Annotated in this window: 15 protein-coding genes; all 15 read left to right on the forward strand. The window is 47.5% G+C overall.

Annotation, left to right across the window (positions count from 1 at the left end; translation table 11 throughout):
* Positions 1–202: host-nuclease inhibitor Gam family protein (locus Q4B82_RS09150; protein ID WP_303066152.1), on the forward strand; the 202-nt coding region annotated here is incomplete at its 5' end.
* Positions 202–489, forward strand: coding sequence for a hypothetical protein (locus Q4B82_RS09155; RefSeq protein ID WP_303066153.1), 288 nt, complete (start codon positions 202–204; stop codon positions 487–489). The genes Q4B82_RS09150 and Q4B82_RS09155, both read left to right, overlap by 1 nt.
* A 4-nt stretch (positions 490–493) precedes the next feature.
* Positions 494–763, forward strand: coding sequence for an HU family DNA-binding protein (locus Q4B82_RS09160; RefSeq protein WP_303066154.1), 270 nt, complete (start codon positions 494–496; stop codon positions 761–763).
* Positions 764–916: 153 nt separating this feature from the next.
* Positions 917–1,354 (forward strand): gp16 family protein, encoded by a 438-nt coding sequence (locus tag Q4B82_RS09165; RefSeq protein WP_303066155.1) that lies wholly within the window; start codon positions 917–919, stop codon positions 1,352–1,354.
* Positions 1,355–1,452: 98 nt separating this feature from the next.
* Positions 1,453–1,881: a Mor transcription activator family protein gene (locus Q4B82_RS09170; RefSeq protein ID WP_303066156.1), complete on the forward strand. Its 429-nt coding sequence runs from the start codon at positions 1,453–1,455 to the stop codon at positions 1,879–1,881.
* Between the two features lie 106 nt (positions 1,882–1,987).
* Complete coding sequence (locus tag Q4B82_RS09175; protein WP_303066157.1) at positions 1,988–2,587, forward strand: hypothetical protein; 600 nt, start codon at positions 1,988–1,990, stop codon at positions 2,585–2,587.
* Between the two features lie 262 nt (positions 2,588–2,849).
* Positions 2,850–3,374, forward strand: coding sequence for a TIGR02594 family protein (locus Q4B82_RS09180; RefSeq protein ID WP_303066158.1), 525 nt, complete (start codon positions 2,850–2,852; stop codon positions 3,372–3,374).
* Between the two features lie 13 nt (positions 3,375–3,387).
* Entirely contained in the window at positions 3,388–3,546 is a 159-nt protein-coding gene (locus Q4B82_RS09185) for a hypothetical protein (protein WP_303066159.1), read from the forward strand.
* A complete protein-coding gene (locus tag Q4B82_RS09190) occupies positions 3,543–3,797 on the forward strand; it encodes a hypothetical protein (RefSeq protein ID WP_303066160.1) in 255 nt (84 codons plus the stop codon). Before Q4B82_RS09185 ends, Q4B82_RS09190 begins: the two co-directional genes overlap by 4 nt.
* Positions 3,778–4,182, forward strand: coding sequence for a hypothetical protein (locus tag Q4B82_RS09195; protein ID WP_303066161.1), 405 nt, complete (start codon positions 3,778–3,780; stop codon positions 4,180–4,182). Before Q4B82_RS09190 ends, Q4B82_RS09195 begins: the two co-directional genes overlap by 20 nt.
* The gene (locus Q4B82_RS09200; protein WP_303066162.1) at positions 4,136–4,390 is read left to right on the forward strand and encodes a hypothetical protein; all 255 of its coding nucleotides are present in this window, start codon (positions 4,136–4,138) and stop codon (positions 4,388–4,390) included. Before Q4B82_RS09195 ends, Q4B82_RS09200 begins: the two co-directional genes overlap by 47 nt.
* Positions 4,387–4,611, forward strand: coding sequence for a TraR/DksA C4-type zinc finger protein (locus Q4B82_RS09205; protein WP_303066163.1), 225 nt, complete (start codon positions 4,387–4,389; stop codon positions 4,609–4,611). Before Q4B82_RS09200 ends, Q4B82_RS09205 begins: the two co-directional genes overlap by 4 nt.
* A gap of 2 nt (positions 4,612–4,613) precedes the next feature.
* Complete coding sequence (locus tag Q4B82_RS09210; RefSeq protein ID WP_303066164.1) at positions 4,614–4,871, forward strand: hypothetical protein; 258 nt, start codon at positions 4,614–4,616, stop codon at positions 4,869–4,871.
* Positions 4,868–5,089, forward strand: a complete 222-nt coding sequence (locus Q4B82_RS09215) for a hypothetical protein (RefSeq protein WP_303066165.1) — start codon at positions 4,868–4,870, stop codon at positions 5,087–5,089. Before Q4B82_RS09210 ends, Q4B82_RS09215 begins: the two co-directional genes overlap by 4 nt.
* A gap of 1 nt (position 5,090) precedes the next feature.
* Complete coding sequence (locus Q4B82_RS09220; protein ID WP_303066166.1) at positions 5,091–5,591, forward strand: DUF1804 family protein; 501 nt, start codon at positions 5,091–5,093, stop codon at positions 5,589–5,591.
* Positions 5,592–5,675: the final 84 nt, after the last annotated feature.

The following is a 5,675-nucleotide window of genomic DNA, read 5'->3' on the forward strand; positions in this document are numbered from 1 at the left end:
CGTTTCAGGTGTCGATGCGGTACTCGCGCTGCTGGAAAACAACCCGATTTTTGAAAGGTTTATCCGCGTGAAAAAAGAAGTGAACAAAGAAGCGGTGCTTAACGAACCCGAATTTTTTGCCGCCAACCCCGTAGCAGGGCTGAAAATCGTGCAGGGCAAAGAATATTTTGTGATTGAACCGCACAATCAGGAGCTTGCTTGATGAAACTCTGGCTGATTGAAATCATTCACAACTTCGATATGTTGTGCAACACCGCCTTTTGGTTTTTGACGATAACTGCATTCATCGCTTTTTGTGCCAGTCGCAATTGCTCCATCAGTATCAATCGAAAACTGTTGCGGATTTGGCAACTTTCCGCTTTGGGCGTGTTGTTTATCCCAAGCAAAGCAACATTGACCCTGCTGATTCTGCGATTTCCAGCTGCAGGAAGAACCGCAACGGCGCGGCGGATAACGCGCCATTTTAAAAACCTTTTAAAACGGAGTTAAAAGCATGAATAAAACCGAACTTATCCGCCACATGGCCACTGCTGCCGATTTGACCCAAGCCGAAGCCAGTGATGCACTCAATGCTGTTTGTGCTGCGATTGAAGTTGCTTTAAAGAATGGGCAAGACGTGCAAATCACAGGCTTTGGCACATTCAGCGTGGCAGAGCGTGGCGAGCGGCAAGGGCGCAACCCCAAAACGGGCGAGCCTGTGCTTATCCCTGCCAGTCACACTGTGAAATTTAAGGCAGGCAAAAACCTCAAAGATGCCATGTAGGTCGGGCATTGATGCCCGACATCTGCCAGACAATGCCAACAGGCTGCCTGAAGGCTTCAGGTAGCCTGAAAAATCCCAAATCCAAACGGGTTTAAAACCCCATTTCAAGCCCGTTTCAGTTTGTGATTTGAAACAAAAGAAAGGAAAAACATCATGGCAAGAATGACTTATGAACAAAGACGGCAAGGCTTAATCGCCAAAATCCATGTTGCTCAAACCCAACTTGCACTGGACGAAGACAGCTACCGCGCGATTTTGCAGCGCATTACAGGACAAAAATCCTGCAAAAACTGCGATTTGGCGCAATTGCAGCGCGTGATGGACGAAATGCAGCGTTTGGGCTTTAAACCGACCAAAAAATCCATTGGGCGCAAACCACTTCATTTTACCGATGTGTCCGATTTAATGGCCAAACTGGGCGTGTTATTGCGCCAGACCGAAAAATCATGGGCATACGCCGATGGCATGGCACGTCAAATGTTCAAAAAAGACAAGGTCAATCAACTGGACGCACGGCAATTGCACAAACTGATTGCCGCGCTGAATTACCATCATCTGAAAAAACAGGCTAACGCCGCAAAAACGGCATAAAAAAATCCGCCAAAACATGAAAAATCATGGTCGGCGGTGTGAAAAAATATCAAATTAAACAAAATTATACCACAATTTCACATAAAAGAAAGCCGACCATGAACACTTCATTCAATACCGCCAACCTTCCTGAAAGCGTATTGCAAATTGCCGACATCATCGGTTTGTCTGCCACCGAAAAACTGGTTCGTGCCATTGGTGGCACACGCTTTAAATTTGGCAAAGGTCGCCATGACACCGCTCGCTTGAAAATTCTGCAACACACCATCGGTAAGGAAAAAACCGAACAACTGCTGGCGGTATTCGGTGGCGACACACTGTACATCCCACGCTGTCAAATTGCCTTACAACGTCTGCGTAATCAACGCTTTCGTGCTGATTTTGCTGCTTTAACCAACAATGGCGAAACCAGCAAAGCAATGGCATTGTTGCAATTGTGTCCGCAATACGGTATTTCTAACCGCACGGCGGACAAGATTTTGGGAGAACGCGAATATGCACCCGTCAAACAAGCGAGCTTGTTTTAAAAACCAAATCCAAACGGATTGTGTGCAGTCCGTTTCAGTTTGGTTTTTGTTCTCCTATAATGCCGATTGCGTGATTTTGCGTGATTGGATTTGATGGAGAAAAACAATGAAATATTTTTATCCTTTGGTTTTAACGTTGGCATTAGCGGCTTGCGGGCAGGAGAGCAGCAGCCCACAAACCACACCTGCAACACAGGCTTCGCAGGCTGTTGAAACCGCATCGGCTACTTCGGTATCACATACTGCTTCTGTTGCATCTTGCCAAAACAATTTGGATTTCGGTAAGAATACTTTAGCTATCGTTGCTAAAGCATCAAGCATTTTGTATGCAACTGGTCCGAATTTATCCAAAAATTGGCATCTGACAACGGCACCTGCAGATTGTGGGTCATTAGAACAAATTGAAACCGAATTTGCCTATTTGACACTACACATTACCCCCAACGGCAATGTTCGTGAAGCCGTTATTAAAATGAAACAAGCCAAAGTTAATGAAGTAGAGCTGTTGCAAAGCATAATAACCATTATGGCTGTGAGCAATTATCCACCTGAACAGGCTATGGCAATGGCAGCAGAATTGACTGATTTGGTTCAGGCTGCCAATCCATCGGGTAACCGCCCCCGTAAAGTATTACATGGTGTCTTGTTCATTACCTATATTGAAAATAATGTTTTGAACATTAAAGCCATGCCCACTAATTTGTAAGCAAAGTGCTTACAAAAAATCGCGTTATGCCGTAGAGTAAAAAAAGGGGCTCAAAACACCTTGATTACTACGCGGTACATAACGCCCCGATTTATATGACCGCGCTCAAAACGATTAAGCCTTTTAAAATCTGATTTAAATTCTGTTACTGACCCCGAAAGTTCACGCTTTCGGGGTTGTGTTTTGGGACGAAGCCTTGCGGTTTCAGGCGGCCTTCTGGTTTTCTTTATCATGTTGTTATGTCAAAAACATGAGCAAAATCATGAAGCAATCCCAACCTTTACCCGACCCTTTATGGCTAATCGAAGCCCGCAAACACATCGGTTTAACCGAAATCGCGGGCAAAGACCACAATCCGACCATACGCAATTGGCTCATTGCCCTCAAAGCATGGTGGACGGACGATGAAACCCCGTGGTGTGGCACGTTTACCGCCCATTGTTGCCGCGTTGGCGGTCGGGCTTTGCCCAAACACTGGTATCGGGCGCGTGATTGGTTGAACACGGGCACGCGGTTGAGCAGACCTGCCTATGGCTGCATTGCGGTGTTTGAGCGGCAAGGCGGTGGTCATGTGGGCTTTGTGGTCGGTCAGGATAAGAACGGTAATTTATTGATTTTAGGTGGTAATCAGGGCAACCGCGTGTCGATTGCGCCGTTTGCACGCAGTCGAGTAGCGGGCTTTATTTGGCCATCGTTGGCAGACGGCAAACCTGCCATGCCGCGTCATGAACGCTTTGATTTGCCTGTTTTAAAACACATTGGCGCATTGTCGCAAAACGAACAGTAAAGGCTACCTGAAGATGCACGAAACCGATTTCTACCGCCGACTTGCAGATGAATGGGAACGCGAAATGCAGCGGTTTACCGCCGAAGGCAATCAAGCTGCCGCCGAACACGCGCGGCGCGAACGCGACAATTATTTAAAGATGTTTCAGGCAGCCTGCGGAGCGAAACAATGAAATTCATCAAAGGTTTAATTGCCAATCCAGCCACAGGGCAAATCAGCCACACCAAATTGTGGGCAAACATCGCTGCAGCTTGTATGACGGTCAAATTCATGCAAACCGCCGATGCCCCAGAATGGCTCTGGTGGGCATACGGTGGCATGGTCGGCGGTTACGCGCTGGTCAAACGGGCGATTGCTGCCATTCCGCAAACCGCGCAAATTCAAAAAGACAAGGAGCAAAACCATGTGGGCGATGTTGAATAAATGCCGTTTGGGCGTATGGACAGCGGTTTATGTGTCGTGTGGCATCGCCATTTTTACAATGGGTTACCGCACGGCGACAAACCGTCTGCAAACCGAAATGGGCTACCTGAAGACCCAGTATGCCAACGAAGCCGCCGAACGTGAAAAGCGGCACGCGCAAAGCCTTCAGGCAGCCTTAAATGAGGCACAAAAATGGCAAGACTTTGCCCAAAAACAAGGTGTGCAACTGGCACAGGCACAACAAAAACTGGACGCACAAACCGCACAAATCAATAAGGAAATTTCCCATGTCATTCAAAAAGACAATTCAAACGGCATTACTTTCAATGGTTTGGGCGATGACAGCTTGCGCCTCTACCGACAAGCACTCGGCTACAGCGATTAGGCTACCTGAAAAACCTGTTGCCACCGAATTGCTGATTGAGCATGAACGCCCCGCACCGCCCGAAAACGGTTCGCCCGAAAGTTTATTGCACCACGCAGCCCATTTCGGTGCGTATTGCCAAAAGCTCGCCAATCAGGTTTCAGGCTGGCAAAACTGGTATCGGCAGGACAGCAGGCTACCTGAAGGCAAACAGAAAGACAGCCCATGAGTGATTTAATTGACCAAGCCAATGAAGCGGCAGAACGCTTTCAAGCCGTTGCCTTAAATCGCATCAGGCTACCTGAAGACAAGACACGCTATTCATACAGCCATTGTATGGACTGCGGCGAGCCGATACCCCAAGCACGGCAAAAAGCGGTTGCAGGCTGCAAATTGTGTGTGTTATGCCAAGAAGATGCCGAAAAACGCAAGGCTTTACAAGGACTTTAAACATGGACTTTGAATTTGCCTTTAAAACCCTGTGGGGCATTGCCACCGCAGCGGGTTGGTTTTGGGTAAACGGCATTTCAGGCAGGCTTAAAGAAGCAGAAAAAGAACGCGCTGCCCTGCAACGCGAGTTGTTCCAAATGAAAGTGGATTATCAGACCAAAGCCGAAGCGGTGGCGAATGTGGAGAGCATCAGCCGCAGCCTGCACCGCATTGAAGACAAAATTGACAAAATCGCCGAAAGAAAGGCGGATAAATCATGAGTACAAACCAACAAGACCCGATTTTGGCGGCATTGGCACGCATTGAAGCCAAGCAAGACCAGTTTTTACGCAACCAAGAAAAAATGGAAGCTGAAATCGCCCAAATCCATCAAGACACACGCAAAACCGCCTTGATTGTCGGTTCGGTGGCAGGTGCAACCAGCGGCGGTTTGGTGTCGCTGGGTTTTGCCTTGATTAAAGCCAAATTGGGGTTGTGAAATGGCACATCCGCAAGAAAAGCGCGATGCATTGCGCCGCAAATATGTGTTTGAAAACCAATCTTTAGAAGTGGCTGCCACTTTGATTGGTATTCCCTTTGCCACTGCCCGCAATTGGAAATACGCAGCCAAAGAAATGGGCGATGATTGGGACAAAATGCGTTCTGCCAATTTGTTTGCCAGCGGTGGTATTGAAACGATGGGTCAAACGCTGTTGGCTGGTTTTTTGGTGCAATATCAATCGGCTTTTGACGACTTGGAAAAATCGGAGGACGTGAACCCATTGGAAAAAGCCAAAGTGTTAGCCAGTTTGACTGATTCTTATCTCAAAGTTGTCAATGCCAACAAAAAGCTCATGCCTGAAACGCAAGCGGCGGCGGTGGCGTTGTTGGTGGTGGAAAAATTGATGCAACACATCAGCGAGGTTTACCCTGATAAATTGGCAGACTTTGCCTTGATTTTACAAACCTTTGAACAGGTTATGGCGCAGGAGTTTGCATGAAAAAACTGTCTGAAAAAATCAGTCTAACTGAACTGAAAAAACGCATGGCGCAGGTGCGTGAAGAGGCACTTCAACGCATTGAAT

The sequence above is a fragment of the Alysiella sp. genome (genome assembly GCF_030525755.1).
In the GTDB taxonomy this organism is placed as follows: domain Bacteria; phylum Pseudomonadota; class Gammaproteobacteria; order Burkholderiales; family Neisseriaceae; genus Simonsiella.

Coding starts and splice junctions, on each gene's coding strand:
- Q4B82_RS09155 (WP_303066153.1), top strand. CDS start 202: ATGAAACTCTGGCTGATTGAAATCATTCACAACTTCGATATGTTGTGC.
- Q4B82_RS09160 (WP_303066154.1), top strand. CDS start 494: ATGAATAAAACCGAACTTATCCGCCACATGGCCACTGCTGCCGATTTG.
- Q4B82_RS09165 (WP_303066155.1), top strand. CDS start 917: ATGGCAAGAATGACTTATGAACAAAGACGGCAAGGCTTAATCGCCAAA.
- Q4B82_RS09170 (WP_303066156.1), top strand. CDS start 1,453: ATGAACACTTCATTCAATACCGCCAACCTTCCTGAAAGCGTATTGCAA.
- Q4B82_RS09175 (WP_303066157.1), top strand. CDS start 1,988: ATGAAATATTTTTATCCTTTGGTTTTAACGTTGGCATTAGCGGCTTGC.
- Q4B82_RS09180 (WP_303066158.1), top strand. CDS start 2,850: ATGAAGCAATCCCAACCTTTACCCGACCCTTTATGGCTAATCGAAGCC.
- Q4B82_RS09185 (WP_303066159.1), top strand. CDS start 3,388: ATGCACGAAACCGATTTCTACCGCCGACTTGCAGATGAATGGGAACGC.
- Q4B82_RS09190 (WP_303066160.1), top strand. CDS start 3,543: ATGAAATTCATCAAAGGTTTAATTGCCAATCCAGCCACAGGGCAAATC.
- Q4B82_RS09195 (WP_303066161.1), top strand. CDS start 3,778: ATGTGGGCGATGTTGAATAAATGCCGTTTGGGCGTATGGACAGCGGTT.
- Q4B82_RS09200 (WP_303066162.1), top strand. CDS start 4,136: ATGACAGCTTGCGCCTCTACCGACAAGCACTCGGCTACAGCGATTAGG.
- Q4B82_RS09205 (WP_303066163.1), top strand. CDS start 4,387: ATGAGTGATTTAATTGACCAAGCCAATGAAGCGGCAGAACGCTTTCAA.
- Q4B82_RS09210 (WP_303066164.1), top strand. CDS start 4,614: ATGGACTTTGAATTTGCCTTTAAAACCCTGTGGGGCATTGCCACCGCA.
- Q4B82_RS09215 (WP_303066165.1), top strand. CDS start 4,868: ATGAGTACAAACCAACAAGACCCGATTTTGGCGGCATTGGCACGCATT.
- Q4B82_RS09220 (WP_303066166.1), top strand. CDS start 5,091: ATGGCACATCCGCAAGAAAAGCGCGATGCATTGCGCCGCAAATATGTG.